18 protein-coding genes are annotated in these 16,694 nt (G+C 57.1%); 13 read left to right on the top strand and 5 right to left on the bottom strand.

Features of this window, described 5'->3' with window-relative positions; genetic code table 11:
- The first annotated feature begins 144 nt into the window (after positions 1 to 144).
- The 5 genes from B7364_RS15175 (at position 145) to B7364_RS15155 (ending at position 5,514) form a co-directional block, all read left to right on the top strand.
- Positions 145 to 3,231 (top strand): helicase-related protein, encoded by a 3,087-nt coding sequence (locus tag B7364_RS15175; RefSeq protein ID WP_085340890.1) that lies wholly within the window; start codon positions 145 to 147, stop codon positions 3,229 to 3,231.
- Positions 3,228 to 3,584: an RNA-binding S4 domain-containing protein gene (locus B7364_RS15170; RefSeq protein ID WP_085340889.1), complete on the top strand. Its 357-nt coding sequence runs from the start codon at positions 3,228 to 3,230 to the stop codon at positions 3,582 to 3,584. The genes B7364_RS15175 and B7364_RS15170 overlap by 4 nt, the downstream gene beginning before the upstream one ends.
- Before the next feature lie 4 nt (positions 3,585 to 3,588).
- A complete protein-coding gene (gene fdxA, locus B7364_RS15165; protein WP_085340888.1) occupies positions 3,589 to 3,930 on the top strand; it encodes a ferredoxin FdxA in 342 nt (113 codons plus the stop codon).
- Between the two features lie 65 nt (positions 3,931 to 3,995).
- On the top strand, positions 3,996 to 4,778 hold the full coding sequence (locus B7364_RS15160; protein WP_085340887.1) for a pseudouridine synthase: 783 nt from the start codon (positions 3,996 to 3,998) through the stop codon (positions 4,776 to 4,778).
- A 226-nt stretch (positions 4,779 to 5,004) separates the two neighbouring features.
- Positions 5,005 to 5,514 carry a CarD family transcriptional regulator gene (locus B7364_RS15155; RefSeq protein ID WP_085340886.1) on the top strand — a complete coding sequence of 170 codons (510 nt, stop codon included), beginning with the start codon at positions 5,005 to 5,007 and terminating at the stop codon, positions 5,512 to 5,514.
- Positions 5,515 to 5,831: 317 nt separating this feature from the next.
- Here the strand turns inward: B7364_RS15155 and B7364_RS15150 are convergent, their stop codons facing one another.
- Positions 5,832 to 6,272 (bottom strand): DUF4442 domain-containing protein, encoded by a 441-nt coding sequence (locus tag B7364_RS15150; RefSeq protein WP_085340885.1) that lies wholly within the window; start codon positions 6,270 to 6,272, stop codon positions 5,832 to 5,834.
- A 41-nt stretch (positions 6,273 to 6,313) separates the two neighbouring features.
- Between B7364_RS15150 and B7364_RS15145 the strand changes: the two genes are divergently transcribed.
- From B7364_RS15145 to B7364_RS15130, 4 genes are all read left to right on the top strand, one after another.
- Entirely contained in the window at positions 6,314 to 6,943 is a 630-nt protein-coding gene (locus B7364_RS15145) for a TetR/AcrR family transcriptional regulator (protein WP_085340884.1), read from the top strand.
- A 219-nt stretch (positions 6,944 to 7,162) separates the two neighbouring features.
- Entirely contained in the window at positions 7,163 to 8,041 is an 879-nt protein-coding gene (locus tag B7364_RS15140; protein WP_085340883.1) for an SPFH domain-containing protein, read from the top strand.
- 13 nt (positions 8,042 to 8,054) lie between these two features.
- Positions 8,055 to 8,240 carry a toxin-antitoxin system HicB family antitoxin gene (locus B7364_RS15135; protein ID WP_085340882.1) on the top strand — a complete coding sequence of 62 codons (186 nt, stop codon included), beginning with the start codon at positions 8,055 to 8,057 and terminating at the stop codon, positions 8,238 to 8,240.
- 70 nt (positions 8,241 to 8,310) lie between these two features.
- Positions 8,311 to 9,066 carry a Coq4 family protein gene (locus B7364_RS15130; protein WP_085340881.1) on the top strand — a complete coding sequence of 252 codons (756 nt, stop codon included), beginning with the start codon at positions 8,311 to 8,313 and terminating at the stop codon, positions 9,064 to 9,066.
- A gap of 25 nt (positions 9,067 to 9,091) precedes the next feature.
- On the opposite strand, the gene cobS is transcribed toward B7364_RS15130, so the two are convergent.
- Positions 9,092 to 10,078 (bottom strand): cobaltochelatase subunit CobS, encoded by a 987-nt coding sequence (gene cobS, locus B7364_RS15125; RefSeq protein WP_085340880.1) that lies wholly within the window; start codon positions 10,076 to 10,078, stop codon positions 9,092 to 9,094.
- A 237-nt stretch (positions 10,079 to 10,315) separates the two neighbouring features.
- Complete coding sequence (locus B7364_RS15120; protein ID WP_085340879.1) at positions 10,316 to 10,942, bottom strand: J domain-containing protein; 627 nt, start codon at positions 10,940 to 10,942, stop codon at positions 10,316 to 10,318.
- A gap of 72 nt (positions 10,943 to 11,014) precedes the next feature.
- Between B7364_RS15120 and B7364_RS15115 the strand changes: the two genes are divergently transcribed.
- Positions 11,015 to 11,293: a BolA family protein gene (locus B7364_RS15115; protein WP_232780926.1), complete on the top strand. Its 279-nt coding sequence runs from the start codon at positions 11,015 to 11,017 to the stop codon at positions 11,291 to 11,293.
- A 4-nt stretch (positions 11,294 to 11,297) separates the two neighbouring features.
- On the opposite strand, the gene nhaA is transcribed toward B7364_RS15115, so the two are convergent.
- Complete coding sequence (gene nhaA / locus B7364_RS15110; RefSeq protein ID WP_085340877.1) at positions 11,298 to 12,545, bottom strand: Na+/H+ antiporter NhaA; 1,248 nt, start codon at positions 12,543 to 12,545, stop codon at positions 11,298 to 11,300.
- Positions 12,546 to 12,573: 28 nt separating this feature from the next.
- Positions 12,574 to 13,530 carry a calcium/sodium antiporter gene (locus tag B7364_RS15105; protein WP_085340876.1) on the bottom strand — a complete coding sequence of 319 codons (957 nt, stop codon included), beginning with the start codon at positions 13,528 to 13,530 and terminating at the stop codon, positions 12,574 to 12,576.
- 182 nt (positions 13,531 to 13,712) lie between these two features.
- On the opposite strand from B7364_RS15105, the gene B7364_RS15100 reads away from it, so the two are divergent.
- The 3 genes from B7364_RS15100 to B7364_RS15090 are packed head-to-tail and all read left to right on the top strand — an operon-like array spanning position 13,713 to position 16,689.
- On the top strand, positions 13,713 to 14,276 hold the full coding sequence (locus B7364_RS15100) for a shikimate kinase (protein ID WP_085340875.1): 564 nt from the start codon (positions 13,713 to 13,715) through the stop codon (positions 14,274 to 14,276).
- A complete protein-coding gene (aroB, locus tag B7364_RS15095; RefSeq protein WP_085340874.1) occupies positions 14,273 to 15,385 on the top strand; it encodes a 3-dehydroquinate synthase in 1,113 nt (370 codons plus the stop codon). The genes B7364_RS15100 and aroB overlap by 4 nt, the downstream gene beginning before the upstream one ends.
- Positions 15,382 to 16,689 (top strand): HlyC/CorC family transporter, encoded by a 1,308-nt coding sequence (locus B7364_RS15090; protein ID WP_085340873.1) that lies wholly within the window; start codon positions 15,382 to 15,384, stop codon positions 16,687 to 16,689. Before aroB ends, B7364_RS15090 begins: the two co-directional genes overlap by 4 nt.
- Positions 16,690 to 16,694: the final 5 nt, after the last annotated feature.

The raw sequence follows: 16,694 nt of genomic DNA, 5'->3' as shown, positions 1-16,694 counted from the left end.
TTAGCGCCCCGGCCCCTCTGCTTGCTTCAGCCAAGCACAAGCCAAANACCCCCGGAGGTCTTTTCCTCGCGGGGCTAGACGTGTTTCTTCTCCAACCGCAGTTGAGGGTTTCCCCTGACACAATAAAACTCTAGGTCTGGACCTATGGTTGGACTGATTGATCGCGATAGCCGGGTGTGGGCCGTTTTAGGCCCAACCAATACCGGCAAGACCCATTTGGCGGTAGAGCGTATGCTGGGCCATCCTACGGGCATGATTGGCCTGCCGCTGCGCCTTCTGGCGCGCGAAGTCTATGACCGCATTGTCAAGCAAAAAGGGGTTGGCCATGTGGCGCTGGTGACGGGGGAAGAGCGGATTGTTCCAGCTTCCGCCCGCTATTTTGTCGCCACCGTGGAGGCTATGCCGCTCGACCGGCCGTTTTCTTTCATTGCCATTGATGAAATCCAGCTCTGTGCGGACCCCGATCGTGGGCATATTTTTACCGACCGTCTGTTGCGGGCACGCGGCCAAGCCGAGACGATGTTCTTAGGCTCTGACACCATGCGGCCCATGATCCGCGCCATGATCCCAGGCATTGAGTTCGAACGGCGCGAGCGGCTGTCGACCTTGAGCTATACGGGCGTCAAAAAGATCACCAAGCTCGCGCGGCGCAGCGCCATTGTCGCCTTCAGCCAAGAAGAGGTCTATGCCATCGCCGAATTGATCCGTCGCCATAAGGGCGGTGCGGCAGTCGTGATGGGGGCCTTGAGCCCGCGTACCCGAAATGCGCAGGTTGCTCTGTATCAATCAGGCGAAGTTGATTTTCTGGTGGCCACCGACGCAATCGGAATGGGCCTTAATATGGATGTCGACCATGTGGCCTTTGCCAGCCTATCTAAATTCGATGGCAGACGGCATCGGCCGCTTCGAGCCGATGAAATGGCCCAGATTGCTGGACGGGCGGGCCGCTTTCGCACCGACGGGACCTTTGGCGAAACCGCGGACTGCCCTGACCTTGACACCGAGACCATCGAGCGGATTGAAGGACATCAGTTTGAACCGATTGATGCGCTGGAATGGCGGACATCAGACCTCGATTATCGGTCCTGCCAAGCTTTGATCGCCTCGCTGGAGGCACCCTCGCCACATCCCTCGCTGAAACGCTCCCGCGGGGCACTTGATGAAGAGGCGTTTCGACGCTTGGCGATCTTGGAGTGGGTTCAGCCGTTTACGCGCTCCTCTGTCGGCGTGCGCCGTTTGTGGGATGTCTGCCAGCTACCGGATTTCCGCAAAGCACCCCAAGATGAGCATGTTCATCTGATTGAGGGATTGGCCGAACACCTGCTTAAGCCTAAAGGCGTGATCCCATCAGACTGGTTCGCGCGACGGGTAAATGAGCTCGACAGGACCGATGGTGATATAGAACAATTGCAACAAAGATTGGCAGCAATCCGGACCTGGACCTATGTCGCCAATCGTTCTGACTGGGTTGATGAAAATAGACACTGGCAAGGCCAGACTCGGGTGATAGAAGACCGACTATCTGATACACTCCACGAGCGCTTGATGCAGCGCTTCATTGATAAGCGTACCTCCGCCCTGTTGAAGGGCCTTAAACGGGAAAATGCCATGGAAGTTGACGTGAAAGAAACCGGCGAAGTGACTGTGGAGGGCCATGCTATTGGCCGCCTCGTCGGTTTGCGCTTTCAGGCAGATCCAGACGCCACTGGGCTGGAAGAGCGCGCTGTGAAAAATGCGGCGTTCCAAGCTTTGCGGCCGGAACTCACCCGTCGTCTGGAGGCGATTGCCACAGGTGGCATCAATGATTTTGTGCTGTCGGATTTGGGGGTCATCATCTGGCGGGGCGATGAGATCGCCAAGCTGATGGCCCGCCAGCCTTTGTTGAAGCCAAAGGCTGTCATGCTGGGCGGCGAATTGGGTCCTGAAGATGTGTTGAAGCGCGCACAAGAGCGGCTCGACAATTGGTTGCTCGAAATTGTGACCCGGGATCTGGGCCCCCTAAAGGCTTTGGCGGAAGCTGCAGACGGCGAAAGTCTGAAGGGCCTTGCTCGTGGGGTTGCTTACCGGGTTGCTGAAGCCGGCGGCGTCATGGACCGGGCAGAGCTTGATGCCGATATCAAGCAATTGTCGCAAGATGATCGCAAGGCGCTGCGCGCGGTGGGCTTACGCTTTGGTCGCGCCAATATTTATGCGCCAGCGCTTCTCAAACCACGGCCTGCCCGCCTGCATGCTTTGCTGGCCTTCTTCGCGACGGGTGGGGACCCTGCTGTCAGCGCGCCCTTCCTGCCGCCTTTGGGCGTGACGAGCTTTACGTTGACAGGTCCGGTTGAGCCTAAGCCCTTAGCGGCGGCAGGCTTCCGCGCCTTTGGCCAACGCGCGGTGCGGCTTGATATTGTCGACCGGATTGCCGACGCTTTGTTTGAAGCGGCAGAAGCGGCCAAGGGGCCTTGCTTGTTCCCGCCGGTCATTGTGTCGCTGCTGGGGGCGTCAAATGAAGACGCCGAATCCGTGGTCGAGGCGCTGGGCTGGGAGAAGTTTGAGACGATCCGGCCTGTACAGCCACCAGAATCTGTTGGGGTTGAACGTGTCACCGCTACGGGCAGCGATGCGGAAGTCATCGAAGGCGGCATGCCGGATGGTGAGCCTGCCCCAGAGGTCGCACCAGAGGCCGAAGTAGCGTCCGGGGATGAGGCTATCGCTGAAGCGTCCGAAGTTCTGGAGGCAGAAACCACGACAGAGCCTGCGGCGGTGGAGACTGTCACCCTGTGGCGGCGGAAGCGCACCAAGCCACCCCGTACCGATCAGCGCCCATTTAAGCGCAGTAATCCTAATCGGGCTCCGAACCCGCGTCCACAAGGCCAAGCGTCGGGCGAGGCTGCACCCCGCGAACCCCGTCCACCCCGTCCCGAGGGCCAACGGCCCGCGCAGGGCGAGCGTCGCGAGGGCAATCGCCCCCCCCGTGACGGCGGGTTTAAACGCCCTGAAGGCGGTCGTCCGCCACATCGCGGGCCAGAGGGTCGCAGCTTTGCCGCCGCTCCCCCGCGCCCAGGCGCTGGCGGTGGTGCTGTTGATCCAACCAATCCATTTGCCGTTTTGGCAGCCCTGAAGCTGACCTCTGAACCAGCTAAGCCAGCTAAAGGTGGGCAGTCGTCGAAGAAGCCTAAGGGCAAGAAACCGCACAAGGGCGATGGCGGCACGTCTGCGCCCACGGCGGAGCCACAAGCTGAATGAGCGAGGAGGCCGATCGCGCCCGGCTAGACGTGTGGCTGTGGCGCGCCCGCTTTTTTAAGAGCCGCAGCTTGGCGACGGAATTCGTTTCTCGCAAAGGGGTGCGTCTGGCGCGTGGTGGATTGGCCGTCCGCAAGATTGACAAGCCCGGTTATACGATCGCGCCGGGCGATGTTTTGGCCTTTGCCATTGCAGGCCACCCCTACCATGTAGAAATTCTGGCTCTAGGTGTGAGGCGAGGGCCTGCATCCGAGGCTGTTCTGCTCTATAATGCCGCAATCAGCCGGGACGAGGTTGACCTTTCGGGTCAGCGCGGTCACATCGGCGCCGAAAAACTACTAAGGAGCCCCCGCTAGGACCATGACCTATATCGTGACTGACGCCTGCGTGAAGTGCAAATATATGGATTGTATCGAAGTTTGCCCGGTAGATTGTTTCTACGAAGGCGAAAACTTTCTGGTGATCCACCCCGACGAATGTATCGATTGCGGTGTCTGCGAGCCTGAATGCCCAGTGGATGCGATCAAGCCCGACACCGAGGATGAGCCCGATGGCAAGTGGCTGAAGATCAATTCCGACTATGCCAAGATTTGGCCGAACATCACCGTTAAGGGCGAGCCGCCTGCAGACCGCGATGACTTTGCCAAAGAAGAGGGCAAGTTTGAGAAATACTTCTCGCCCAATCCCGGCGAAGGCAATTAAGCTGTGTGCTTGGCGCACGCAGCGCGTGCCCACAAGAAGGTCGCGAGGCCTTTGGAGTTCGTCTGATGAGTTGGTCCAAAACCTATGACGGCGCAGAGCCGATGCGCGTCAATAAATGGATGGGCCAGACCGGGGTCTGCTCGCGCCGTGAAGCTGAAGCCTTAATTGACGCGGGCTTGGTCTCCATTGATGGCGAAACCGTCGCCGATGTGGGGCGCAAGATCCAGCCCGGTCAAACCTTGACCATTGCCGAAGCTGGGAAGTCGCAACTCGACAATCGCTTCTCCATCGTCATCAATAAGCCGCCTGGCATTGTCTCGGCCCATCCTGAACCCGGCCAAGTCCCGGCCATCCGCCTGCTGACGCGGGAAAATCTGATCGGAACCTCTGACATCATCCCAGATGATGAGATGAGCTTGGCTCCGGTGGGCCGCTTGGACATGGATTCACGCGGGCTTTTGGTTCTTTCCGAAGATGGCGTTTTGGCCAAAGCCTTGATTGGTCCACAATCGGGCCTTGAGAAAGAGTATTTGGTGGCGATTGAAGGCATTATCACCGATTGGGCTTTGGAAAAGCTGCGCTATGGCTTGGTGCTCGATGGCCGCCAATTGAAGCCCGCGGTGGTGGAAGTCATTGGGCGCTATCGCTTGCGCTTCATTCTGACCGAAGGTCGCAATCGGCAAATCCGGCGGATGTGCGAGGCGGTGGGCCTTTATGTGGTTGATCTGTGTCGTATTCGCATTGGGAGCTTGACCTTAGGTGACTTGCCGGAAGGCAAGTGGCGTTTATTGACGCCGGGCGAACGTCAGGCCCTGATTGGCGGCGCACAGCCCGTCGCGGCAAGTTAGTGGTGCGGTAACGCGGGTGGCTGTCGCATCCGGCGCGCTTCACTTTCTGAATTATTTATGATATATGAATAGGGCTGGTGCAGTCCTGCACAGCATTCTCTGGTGGACCCCAGCCTTACGAAGCAAATTGGCTCAACATCGTAACGATCTTTTTTAGGAAAGCGCGTGGCGGTGCAAGCAGCTTTTTGTCTCTGATGGGCTGGCATGGTGCGAGGGTGAGTTCGCGATGAGCGACGTTAAGAAGACAACATTCCAAATTGGTGACTTTGTGGTTTATCCAGCGCATGGCGTTGGTCGGATCACCGGGATCGAATCCCAAACAGTGGCAGGCATGAGCCTAGAAGTTTTCGTCATTGCGTTTGATCAAGACAAAATGACTTTGCGCGTTCCCACATCAAAAGTGAAAACCGGCGGCCTGCGGGCTTTGTCTGGCCCTTCCATTATGGACGATGCCTTGAAGACCTTGACGGGCCGTGCCCGCATCAAGCGCGCCATGTGGAGCCGTCGTGCCCAAGAGTATGAAGCGAAGATCAATTCAGGCGACTTGATTTCAATCGCCGAAGTGGTGCGCGATCTGCATCGGGCCACCGACCAGCCAGAGCAATCCTATTCGGAGCGGCAATTGTATGAATCCGCCCTCGACCGCATGGCGCGCGAAGTGGCTGCGATCGAAAGCGTCAACCGCGAAGAAGCCATCAAGAAATTGACGGGCACTTTGGCCACCCGCGCCGCTTAACCCCGTTTCTTTATCGACGAAGAATGGATCCCGGTTGGCCCTGCCAGCCGGGATTTTTTGTGGCTTGGGTATGGGGTGGCGACGGCAACTGGGCTAGTGCATGCCTAAGTTTGGTTTGCGTTAGAACAGTTCAAGGGCACGCTGCGCTTGCCTTGACTCCTCATCTTGGGCGCACAAACTGGAACGCGGCTTGTGCTTGGGCATCGCCCGCAACAAAGGCCTTGCACATGATGTGCCCGTTGGGCTCTAGCACCCCGTGACCCCCAATCTATCCACCCCCGCCACAGCCACGGTTAGGATCAGTCCGGTGTCGGGTTTTAGCGCGCTGATACCAACCACCCTACTTTCATGCGGGCCACTTCTTGATCACTTTCATTGCTCAGCGTCACATCGACTTGAAACCGGACTTTGCCATCGGCAGCCAGACGGGCCACCAGGTCGGGGCCTGGTTCGCTGGTTTTGGCTTTTGCGGTGATCGTGCCCTTGGCGATTTTGACATAGTCAATCGAGGCATCGGTGGCGATGGGGCGAACTTGCAGCAAGTTCTCGACAAATGCCCCACTCATCGCAGCCCCAGATGCGGCTTCACCCAAGGTGAACAAGGCCCCGGCATGCAAGCTTGCAATATGATTATTGACTTCCGGCCGTTGTTCCAGACTGGCGGTGGCCTCACCGGCACCAATATCGAGAATCGTGACCCCCGTGGTGGTGGCAAAGGGTACTGCCCCGGCCAGATGGTTTTTGATCATGTCATACATGGCATTGTCTCCAAAATGTATCCAATGGATACATTTGAGGCATGTCGGCTGTCAAGGCGGTTGTCACGCGCGCTGGCTGGCTTCAAGATGGGCTGACCATGCCCAAGTCCGACTCAGATCAGCCCTATCACCACGGTGCTTTGAAAGAAGCCGCCCTTACTGCCGTGGTGGCGCGTCTGCGTCGGGGTGAGGATGAATTGCCAACAGTGCGGGAATTGGCTGCCGAAATCGGCGTGAGCCATCGTGCCCTGTATCGCTATTTCGCCGATAAGGATGCGCTGAAACAGGCGGTGGCAGGCGAGGGATTTGGGCTGTTGGCAGAACGCCTTCCGAGCGGGTCTGACCTCACCGCACTGTCGCTCATCGATGGCTTTTTGCGCTTTGCTTTTGACGAGACCAGCCTCTACCGACTGATGTTTTCCCTGCGTGCGGCAGCTTTATTGGCCGAACCCGCTCCGGGCCAACAGGTTCGCCGGGTAATCGCCTTGGCCATGCACGCCTTCGATGATGGGACAGAGGAGGAGGCAGTCCGCAATCGCGTCTTCTCGGCCTGGGGGCTGGCGCATGGCCTGTTTGACCTGTGGCGTGCTGGCGCCCTGCGCGCGGCGACACCCGAATTGGCCCATAAATTTATTCGTACCCGTATTTTGGAAAGTGGTTTGGTGGATTGAGGCGGGCTGCAAGTTTGTGCTCCCAAGAGGCGCGGGGAACTACCACAAATCTCTCGTCCGCGCCGAAGCGTGAGCGGCAAGCGCGGATCTCATAGGACTTTGCAGCACAAGATCCCTCATTGGCTGCACCATCGGGGACGACAGACGGCAAATTTCCTTTTTCGCTTGCATTGTGATCACAAAGTGATATCATATTGATACTGAGAAGAGGAGCTTTAGATGTCTCGGACCGAAATTAACCGCACCGAAGAGCGGCCAACCTTGTCGATGCCTGGCGTGCCTATGTTTCTTGCCTTTGCGTTGGCAATCATTGTGTCTGTTTATCTCATCGTCGCTGGCGGCCAAGATGCGAATTTTGCCCTCGCTTCGATTCTGATTGCCCTGAGTGCCTTTGGCATGTGTGGCTTTTATTCCATCCAGCCCAATGAAGCTGTGGCGATATTGCTCTTTGGTGCCTATCGCGGGACAGACCGCGCGACGGGCCTGCGTTGGGTATGGCCCTGGTTGACGCGCAAGAAAATCTCCATGCGCGTCCGTAACGTCACGTCCGACAAGCTGAAGGTGAATGACAAGGACGGCAATCCGATTGAAATCGCCGCCAATGTGGTCTGGCGCGTGCAAGATTCCGCGCAAGCCTTGTTTGACGTCGATGATTATGAACGCTTTAGCCGGATCGAGATTGATACCGCGCTGCGCGATATTGCGGCCCATTATTCGTACGATCATGCTGCAGAGGGGGAGTTGACCCTGCGCGGCCATGCCGAAGATGTTGCCGCCCTATTGGGCGAGCGCTTGAACCAGCGCTTGGCGGTTGGCGGTATGCGTGTCGATGAAGCCCGTATCTCGCATTTGGCCTATGCAACCGAAATTGCAGGGGCGATGTTGAAGCGCCAGCAGGCGCAAGCCATTCTAGCGGCGCGCCAATTGATCGTGATGGGAGCTGTCGGCATGGTGGAAAGTGCACTCGAGCAATTGTCAGCCCGCGGCGTTGTGGCCCTCGACGAAGAACGCAAAGCCCAGATGGTCTCAAACCTCTTGGTCGTGTTGTGTGCCGATCGCGAGGCCCAGCCCGTCGTCAATGCTGGCACGCTGTATTAGGGCTGGGTCAGACATGGCCGCCAAGCCCCGTAAGCCGTTTCTATTGCGCATCAGCCCGCAGGTGTTGAGTGCGGTAGAGCGGCTGGCGGCTGCCGAGTTTCGCTCGGCCAATGTGCAAGTAGAAGTGCTGCTGCGCGAGGCTTTGGCCAAGCGCGGCATCGCCATTAAAGCCGACGATCCACCCGAGGAAGAGCCCTAGTTCACCACTTTTTCATAAAAATGACGTAGGCGTCACTTTACGACGGTGCAGAGTTTTGTTAGAAGGGCGTATGACTGAAACTCTCCTCTCCCGTATCGGCTACGACTTTGGTGCAGCAGCACGTGGCATCAGCCGCTTGTTGAACAATAAAGAAGATACCAAGGCCGTTTTCGAAATCATGCGTGCCCTGTCAGGCCGCTCGATTCCCAATGGCTATATGCGCCTGCTGCGCTCGCAAGAAGGCGGCCGTATTGCCTATGACCGGGTGGAGTTGCAGCCCATTTTGGATGACCATGAGACTTTGGCGAAACTGCCGGAAGGCAGCGTAGGTCGGGCCTATTTGGCCTTTGTGCAAGGTCGCAAAATCTCTGCAGAAGGCCTTGCCGAGGAAAGCCGCGCGACAGGCGACGAGATTGACTCGCTGCATCCGTATGCGTGGTATGGTCGGCGGATGCGCGATGTGCATGACCTCTGGCACGTCCTCAGCGGCTATCAGACAGACGCGTTGGGCGAAGCCTGTGTGGTGTCCTTTTCTTTCCCGCAGACGCGGTCTTTGGGCTTTGCCCTGATCGGCTTTGCGGCCGCGCGCGAACTTCAGCGCCTGTTGCCAGGTCGGCCTGTGTTTAAGGCGGTGTGGCAGGCCTATCAAAATGGCCGCAAGGCGGCTTGGTTGCCGGTGCAGCATTATGAGCGTCTGTTGGCCGAGCCTTTGGATGCCGCACGCAAGCGCCTGAATATCGCGCCACCAACCTATTATCTGGAAATACCAGCCAGCGAACGCGATGGCGTTCCAGCGAACTTGAAAGGTGCGCCTGTGGCCGCCTAAGGCGCGGCCACCGGCGTTTATTCCTTTAGGCTACCCGCACGCGGTGGGCGGCTTCTGGCAAGTCTGCCCCAAAGCAACGCTGATAGAATTCGGCCACAGTTGGCCGCTCAAGCTCGTCACACTTATTCAAGAAGGTGAGGCGGAATGCCAGCCCAACATCTTCAAAAATATCAGTATTTTGCGCCCAGGTGATCACAGTCCGCGGGCTCATGACGGTTGAGATATCACCATTCATGAAGGCGTTGCGCGTCATATCGGCAACCCGGACCATCTTGCTCAATTCCGCACGCTTGGCAGAATCGGTCTCGCCCAGCTTCGCGGCCACAATGTCGGTCTCCACATCATGGTCGAGATAATTGAGCGTGGTGACGAGGGACCAGCGGTCCATCTGGCCTTGGTTGATTTGCTGGGTGCCATGATACAGGCCTGTCGTGTCGCCCAAACCAATCGTATTGGTGGTGGCAAACAGGCGGAAGGCTGGATGGGGCTTAATGACCTTGTTCTGGTCGAGCAGGGTCAAGCGGCCAGAGGCTTCCAGCACGCGTTGGATCACGAACATCACATCGGGCCGACCAGCGTCATATTCGTCAAACACCAAGGCGACATTGCGTTGCAGCGCCCACGGCAGAATGCCCTCCCGGAATTCGGTAATCTGCTTGCCGTCTTTCAGAACAATGGCGTCCTTGCCGACCAGATCGATCCGGCTGACATGGCTGTCGAGATTGACGCGCACCAAGGGCCAATTCAGGCGGGCAGCGACTTGTTCAATATGGGTTGACTTGCCGGTGCCGTGGTAGCCTTGAACCATGACGCGGCGATTGTGGGCAAAGCCTGCCAAGATCGCGCGGGTGGTTTGGGGATCAAACTTATAAGTCGGGTCCAATTCGGGGACATATTCATTGGATTGGCTGAAAGCGGGAACTGTCAGCTTAGAGGCAAAACCAAAAACGCTTTCGACTGAAACAGTCGTGTCAGGCAGCGCGGCAATCAATGTATCAGTCATGGTAGTCATCAGGTCCTCTTAGCGTCTTGTTTGAGGATCAGACGCGCGCCGTCAAGCATGCATTTCTGTTCGAACTGCTGACATGGTGCGCTGTGACATTTTTGCGAGGCTTTTCCGCAGGCCTTGGGGCGTTGTCCCAACCATGTTTTCCGCCGCAGCGGTAGGAGGGAGCGGGGACCCTCGGGGATTTTGCGTCCTAAGGCTCCCGATTGCTTGCGCCATCTGGGATGTTATCCCTAAAACTTCTTAAGCCCGGCGCGCGGTCTTCAGCACCTTATAGGCCTTCACCACTGCATTGAGACGGGTCTCAGCACTTCTATCCCCCCCGTTTGAATCTGGGTGATACTGGCGCACAAGGGCTGCATAGGTGCTACGCACTTTCGCGCGATCGGCATGGGCGTCGAGGCCCAACGTATCAAGCGCTTTCAGAACGGGGGCAGAGGGACGGTTTTCTTGTGGATGAGGAGCAGGGCGAGCGGCGGCGGCGCGACGACCCGCGAAAGCTCTAAACGGGTCTTTGGTTTCATCACTCGTCGCGGCCTTTTTATAGACATGGGCGTCGGGCGAGTTGGCGCTGGCGCGGAATGTCCAAGTCGGGCGGCCACCATGGGCTGCCGCTTCGCGATGGGCGCGCGCGTCATCTTCGGTCATGCCCTCGAAGAAGTTCCAATTCTTATTGTAGAGCGCGGCGTGCTTCTCACAAAAATGCCAAATCTCGCCCGGATTATCGCGGCTCTTGGGCGCACGACACGTCGCTTCGGCCCCACATCCATCGTGCTCGCACAGTTGGACATCGGGGTTTACTTTGACAACCGGTGGCTTTCGCACCCGAATGTCTACAAATTTAGGGCGGTAGGAGAATGAATCTGTCATGAGGGGCCTAATATGCGTTTGACTGCCGCTACAGACAAGGACGAATGACCGATGGGACCCGTGCAAATACAGATGCGACGAAAATTGACCGAGGCTTTTGCCCCGCTTGTGCTTGAAATCTTAGACGAAAGTGCCAGTCACGCCGGTCATGCGGGTGCGGCTGTTCATGCCGCCAAACAGGGTGGGGCGGCAATTGGGAATGGCGAGACACATTTTCACGTCACAATTGTGAGTGCAGCCTTTACTGGCCTCAACCGCGTTGAGCGCCAACGTGCCGTCTATCAAGTGCTCGCCGAGGAATTGGCTGGGCCCGTCCATGCTCTCGCGCTTAAAGCAAACCCGCCCGCCTAAGGGCTTAGTCGGCGCGGTCGCGGGCCTCAAACACGGGTTCAGGCTTGATGAAAGGGGCGGTTTCATCCCCCTCTGTTGAGGGGGCTACCTTTTCGGCTGTCGGCAAGACGCGCGAAAGGATCAACAGACCCAAAATGGCTGAGATGACAGAGCCCGCATAAACGCCAAGCCGTGTTGGTGTGGCGAGGGCAGGGTCCTTGAAGGCAAGCGCCCCGATAAACAGGCTCATGGTAAAGCCAATACCGGCAACACAAGCGACACCCACCATTTGCGGGAAAGTACCTGGAAGCTTGGCGCGCATGACTTTGCCGGCCAAATAGCCACTCAGCGCAATGCCAATTGGCTTGCCCAGAACAAGGCCCAATCCCGCACCCAAAGTCACCGGATGGGTGAGATATTTCTCGGCCCCTGCTAAATCGACCCCGGCATTGGCAAAGGCAAAGACTGGCATAATGCCATACAACACCCATGGTCTGAAATCATGCTCTGCCTCGTGGAGGGGCGACTTGTCGTGGCGGTCACGCATCGGCACGCAGGCAGCAACCAACACCCCGGCAATCGTGCCACTCACCCCACTTTGGTGCATGAACACCCACAGCACGACCCCGACCAACACATAAAGCCCGATCGCGCGGACTTTGAAACGGTTCATGGCGATCAGGACTCCCATCACCACGCCAGCTTGCACCAGATAGCTAAGATGCAATGTCTCGGTATAGAAAAAGGCCACAATCACAATCGCACCCAAATCATCCACTACCGCGACAGCCAGCAAGAAGGCCTTCAGCGCCGGTGGGACGCGATTGCCTAGAAGAGACAAAACGCCGAGGGCAAAGGCAATGTCGGTTGCCGCAGGGATTGCCCAGCCATGGCCAAAGCCTGCAGGCGCTGCAAAAAACAGGAAGATCAGAGCTGGGACGGCCATGCCTCCGGCTGCACTAATGATCGGCAAAATCGCGGCTGTTAGGTTTGATAACTGGCCTTCCAACAATTCCCGCTTGAGTTCTAAGCCAACAAAGAAAAAGAAAATCGCCATCAGACCATTCTTGATCCAATAGGAGAATTTCATCTCGATCCCGCCCTCGGTTGGGCCGATGGTCACTTTGGTGTCGAGGATGGCATGATAGAGACCAGCCAAAGGCGAGTTGACCACGATCATGGCCATAAGGGCGGTCACCACGAGTAAAGCACCCGGTACCGCTTCTTGTGGTAGAAACCCAAAAATTTTGGTGTCGGTGGACGGACTAGCCATGTTGAATCCTTAAATGCGCATGAGGGTCTTAGGCGATAGAGATGAGATAGCCCGTGTAGGCAACAAAGCCTGCGATAAACACCAATCCCTCCCAACGCATCAGCTTCAAGCCGGAACGTGCAAAAAACACCAGAACGGCGGTCGTGGCCAACAGGACCCAGATATCAAACTGGACGATCTGTGCCGGGATCTCAATCGGTTTAACAACCGCAGTCGCGCCAAGAACAAATAAGACGTTGAAAATGTTCGAGCCGACAATATTCCCATAAGCCACGTCGGCATGCTTGCGCAGCGCGGCTGTAATTGAAGTAACCAACTCGGGCATGGATGTTCCCACAGCCACAACCGTGAGGCCAATGATGGTATCGGACACGCCAAATCCTTTGGCCAGATCAACGGCACCATTGACAAAGAAGCGGGCCCCAAAAATGGTGATGGCAATGCCGCCGACGGCTAAAATCAAGGGCAGCAGGATTCCCTTTGGTCCTTGAGGCGCATCTTCGGCCCGGTGTTCCAAAACCACCGCCGCTTCATCTGGGTGCTGCTTCTCTTGTCTGTAAACAAAATACACATAAGCCAGCAAAGAACCGATAAAGAGCAGGCCGACCCAGCTTGGCATAAAGCCCACCAGAACGACGCCGAGCAATGCCAAACTAGAGGCGATAAGGACCAAGACATCGCGCTTAAAGCCCTTTGGATCAATCACCAGCGGGAAGATGACAGCAGAAGCCCCTAAGATCAGCAACACATTGGCGATGTTAGAACCCACCACATTGCCCACCGCAATGCCGGGTGAACCTTCCAAGGCCGCCGTCACACTGGTAACCAACTCAGGCGTGGAGGTCCCAAAGCCAACCAAGGTAAGGCCAATCAGGAGAGGCGAGACCCCCATATTCTTTGCGGCCGTGACAGAGCCCCGAACCAAAAGGTCCCCACCCACCACAAGCATAGCCAATCCAACGGCCAGTGAGATTGCGATTTCCAAAGTTGGGTGCTCCTTAGGGCCAAGCAGAAGGCAAGTGGATGCCCGAGACAATAGCTTATGACCTAAGCCTGGCTTTATGACAACGTTTTCCGCATGACTGTTACGTGAGCGTGACGCGATCAATGCTGATGTTTGTTGGTGGACTTATTGCGCCAAAGCCTGCGGGGCGTTACGTTTAGGCCATGTTTCAAGCGCAGCCACCCTTTCCTGTTCCGCTCAAACGGACCGTGGCGCTGGTTGGCCTCATGGGGGCAGGTAAGTCGTCGGTGGGGCGGCGCCTCGCAGCGCACCTGAACGTCCCGTTCAAAGATGCCGATGATGAGATTGTGATTGCAGCAGGTCGGCCGATTGCCGATATTTTTGCTGAACGCGGTGAGGATGAGTTCCGCGCTGGCGAGCGCCGCGTGATCGCCCGCATCTTGGAAGAGCCTCCCCATATTTTGGCAACCGGCGGTGGGGCCTTTATGAACCCAGTCACGCGGGTCATGTTGCGCCAACGCGCGACGACGGTTTGGTTACGCGCGGACTTGGAGACTTTGGTCAAGCGCGTCTCGCGCCGTGATGATCGGCCGCTCTTGCGCGCAGGCGACCCTCGCGAAATCATGGAAAAATTGATGGAAGTACGTTATCCGACCTATGCGGAAGCTGACATAATCGTAGAGTCCCGCGAAGGCCCGCACCATATTACGGTTGATGCGGTGATTGCGGCCCTGCGCGCGCATGGGGACTTGGAGAGCGTGGCGTGAAGCAAACCGTTGCAGTGGCCTTAGATCAAAGGTCCTATGTTGTCGATATTGGCCAAGGCCTCTTGGCTGAGGCCGGGGCACTGATCCGCCCGCTGATGAAGCGACCCCGCGTTGCAATCATTGCAGACTCTACCGCTTGGGCGCTGCATGGCGGGGTGTTTGGCGAGAGTCTTACCCAAGCAAGCATTATATGGGACTTGATCGAAATTGCCCCAGGCGAGGGCAGCAAAAGCTTTGCCAGTCTTGAACGGGTGACCGAGGCGCTTCTGGCCCTAAATCTTGAGCGCTCTGATCTGATTATCGCCTTTGGCGGGGGCGTGACCGGCGATTTGACGGGCTTTGCCGCCGGGATCACCAAGCGCGGCATCGATTTTGTGCAAGTGCCGACCACGTTGTTGGCCCAAGTTGATTCCTCCGTTGGCGGCAAAACGGCCATTAATGCCAGTGCCGGCAAGAATCTAATCGGAGTCTTCTGGCAGCCGCGTTATGTTTTGGCCGATCTATCCACGCTGGCGACTTTGCCTGCACGCGATTTGCGGGCAGGTTGGGCCGAGATTTTGAAGATCGGCTTGCTTGGTGACCGGGCTTTCTTTGACTGGTGCTTGGCCCATGCGCCCACGGCGCTGGCTGGCACGGTTGAGCATTTAGCCTATGCCATTGGTCAGTCTGTTCAGGCCAAGGCCCGCATTGTGGCCGAAGACGAACGCGAAGCTGGCGTGCGCGCACTCTTGAACCTCGGTCACACCTTTGGGCATGCGTTTGAAGCCATCGTTGGTTTTGATGAAAGCGTGCTGCGCCATGGCGAAGCGGTGGCCTGTGGCATGGCAATGGCATTCCGCTTTTCCCACGCCCAAGGGCTTTGCCCACAGGAAGATGTCCTGTTGGCAGAGAAGGCTTTGCAAGCCGCGGGCCTTGCCTATCTACCCAGGCTTTTGCCCGGCGGGCCCTGGCATCCAGATGCTTTGTTTGAAGCCATGAGCCACGATAAGAAGAATGAGAATGGGGCACTGACCCTAATCTTGACGCGCGGTATCGGCGCGGCCTTTGTGCAAAAGGGCGTTGATGCTGAAGCGGTCCGAGCCTTTTTGAAAGAGGATGTTCAACGATGACGATTGACCCCACGGTCATCGTAACAGCGATTTCGGTCGCTGTTCTTATTGCGATGTCTGCTTTTTACTCTGCGGCTGAGACGTCGATTACGTCCTCCTCGCGCGCGCGTATGTTCCAGCTTGAAAAGGAGGGTGACCGCGCGGCAGCGCGCGTCAATCGCCTAATCCAAAACCCAGACCGGCTCATTGGCTCGCTGCTTTTGGGCAATAATTTCTTGAACACTTTGGCCGGTGCCCTGACTACAGCGCTTTTGGTGCAATTGTTTGGCCAAGCCCCCACCACAATTGCCATCGCAACGGCTCTGGTGACGGCGATTGTTTTGATCTTTGCCGAAGTGATGCCGAAGACCTTTGCTTTCTCCTACCCGGAGGCGACGGCGCGCTGGGTGTCACTGCCCGTGCAATGGTCGGTCACCCTTCTCAGCCCGATTGTAACCGCCGTGCGTTGGATTGTGCGGGCCACCTTGCAGATATTTGGCGTCAAGCTGGATCGTGTCACCGATGAAGATGCGACGATGGAAGAAATTCGTGGCGCGATTGAGCTTGGCAAGCATGAAGGCAGCGTGGAAAAATCCGACCGCGACCGGGTTGCAGGGGTTCTCGATCTTGAAGAGCTCGACGTTTCAGACGTGATGATCCACCGCAAGAATATGAAGACGATTGATGTGGAATTGCCGTCACGGGAAATCGTTATGCAAGTTCTGCAAACCCAGCATTCGCGCTTACCCCTTTATGAGGGCGATCAGGAAAATATTGTCGGCATTCTTCACGCCAAAGACTTGTTGCAAGCCATTGCGGATGCCCAAGGCGATTTGGACGCGATTGACCTAAAGGCCATTATCCGCCAGCCGTGGTTTGTCCCCGACACCACCACGTTGAAAGAGCAATTGGAAGAGTTCTTAAAGCGCCGCAGCCATGTCGCCTGTGTGGTCGATGAATATGGGGCGCTGCAAGGCCTTGTGACCTTGGAAGACATCTTAGAAGAAATCGTCGGCGACATTGTGGATGAGCATGACATCGCCATTCAAGGTGTGCGCCCACAGCCAGATGGATCGGTGAATGTGGATGGGGCGGTTCCCATTCGCGACCTCAATCGCGCCATGGACTGGGATTTGCCCGATGAAGAAGCCGTGACGATTGCAGGCCTGGTGATCCATGAGGCCCAAGCCATTCCAGACCCCGGCCAACGTTTTGCCTTCCACGGCTATCGCTTCCAAATCCTTCGCAAGCATCGCAACCAGATTCTGGCCATTCGCATCACTCCAGAAGTGGCCAGCGATAAGGATGAAGTCGGGCGAAAATAGCGCAA

The sequence above is a fragment of the Aquidulcibacter paucihalophilus genome, from assembly GCF_002105465.1.
GTDB classification, from domain to species: domain Bacteria; phylum Pseudomonadota; class Alphaproteobacteria; order Caulobacterales; family Aquidulcibacteraceae; genus Aquidulcibacter; species Aquidulcibacter paucihalophilus.
This window is presented reverse-complemented; position numbering and strand designations above follow the sequence as displayed.

Coding starts and splice junctions, on each gene's coding strand:
- B7364_RS15175 (WP_085340890.1), top strand. CDS start 145: ATGGTTGGACTGATTGATCGCGATAGCCGGGTGTGGGCCGTTTTAGGC.
- B7364_RS15170 (WP_085340889.1), top strand. CDS start 3,228: ATGAGCGAGGAGGCCGATCGCGCCCGGCTAGACGTGTGGCTGTGGCGC.
- fdxA (WP_085340888.1), top strand. CDS start 3,589: ATGACCTATATCGTGACTGACGCCTGCGTGAAGTGCAAATATATGGAT.
- B7364_RS15160 (WP_085340887.1), top strand. CDS start 3,996: ATGAGTTGGTCCAAAACCTATGACGGCGCAGAGCCGATGCGCGTCAAT.
- B7364_RS15155 (WP_085340886.1), top strand. CDS start 5,005: ATGAGCGACGTTAAGAAGACAACATTCCAAATTGGTGACTTTGTGGTT.
- B7364_RS15150 (WP_085340885.1), bottom strand. CDS start 6,272: ATGTATGACATGATCAAAAACCATCTGGCCGGGGCAGTACCCTTTGCC.
- B7364_RS15145 (WP_085340884.1), top strand. CDS start 6,314: ATGTCGGCTGTCAAGGCGGTTGTCACGCGCGCTGGCTGGCTTCAAGAT.
- B7364_RS15140 (WP_085340883.1), top strand. CDS start 7,163: ATGTCTCGGACCGAAATTAACCGCACCGAAGAGCGGCCAACCTTGTCG.
- B7364_RS15135 (WP_085340882.1), top strand. CDS start 8,055: ATGGCCGCCAAGCCCCGTAAGCCGTTTCTATTGCGCATCAGCCCGCAG.
- B7364_RS15130 (WP_085340881.1), top strand. CDS start 8,311: ATGACTGAAACTCTCCTCTCCCGTATCGGCTACGACTTTGGTGCAGCA.
- cobS (WP_085340880.1), bottom strand. CDS start 10,078: ATGACTACCATGACTGATACATTGATTGCCGCGCTGCCTGACACGACT.
- B7364_RS15120 (WP_085340879.1), bottom strand. CDS start 10,942: ATGACAGATTCATTCTCCTACCGCCCTAAATTTGTAGACATTCGGGTG.
- B7364_RS15115 (WP_232780926.1), top strand. CDS start 11,015: ATGCGACGAAAATTGACCGAGGCTTTTGCCCCGCTTGTGCTTGAAATC.
- nhaA (WP_085340877.1), bottom strand. CDS start 12,545: ATGGCTAGTCCGTCCACCGACACCAAAATTTTTGGGTTTCTACCACAA.
- B7364_RS15100 (WP_085340875.1), top strand. CDS start 13,713: ATGTTTCAAGCGCAGCCACCCTTTCCTGTTCCGCTCAAACGGACCGTG.
- B7364_RS15090 (WP_085340873.1), top strand. CDS start 15,382: ATGACGATTGACCCCACGGTCATCGTAACAGCGATTTCGGTCGCTGTT.